This window comes from Pseudomonas sp. K5002 (assembly GCF_013386655.1).
Taxonomy (GTDB): Bacteria; Pseudomonadota; Gammaproteobacteria; order Pseudomonadales; family Pseudomonadaceae; genus Aquipseudomonas.
This window is the reverse complement of the sequence record NZ_JACARK010001744.1, coordinates 1-381: the sequence shown is the minus strand read 5'-3', so window position 1 is coordinate 381 and position 381 is coordinate 1. Positions and strand designations below refer to the sequence as shown.

1 protein-coding gene and 1 pseudogene are annotated in these 381 nt (G+C 64.3%); both read right to left on the bottom strand.

Going from position 1 to position 381, the window contains the following annotated elements; all coding sequences use genetic code 11:
* A pseudogene (locus tag HX846_RS40225) lies at positions 1-154 on the bottom strand (DNA-binding response regulator); the annotation flags it as partial.
* A partial coding sequence (locus tag HX846_RS39050) for a hypothetical protein (RefSeq protein WP_178967681.1) occupies positions 129-381 on the bottom strand: 253 nt, incomplete at its 5' end. The pseudogene HX846_RS40225 and the gene HX846_RS39050, both read right to left, overlap by 26 nt.

Sequence of the window (381 nt, the reverse complement as noted above, 5' to 3'; positions counted from 1 at the left end):
GTTGCACGCGGTTCAGCGCGCTGAGGCCGTCCAGCGCCACCAGCACCATGTAGCCGGCGTCGTCCAGGGCGTCGGAGAGCATGGCCAGGTTGTCCGGGGTGTCGTCGACAATTAGCACCACGCCGGGCTCAGCGCTGTGGGTCAAGGCATTCATCTTCGGCCTCCTTCAGGATGCGGTTGAGTTCTTCCAGGCGAAAGCTTTTCAGCAAGGCCCGGAGCTTGTTGATGAACGGTGCGGTACCTGGGCTGTCCAGCACGATGGCGTCGAGCTTTTCATGCAAACCACGCACATAGCCAATGGCGCTCAGTTCGGCGAGCACCGCGAGTTCTTCTGCGCTGGGTAGCGCGCCCTGGGGCGCGACCGGCGCGGCGAGCGGTGTG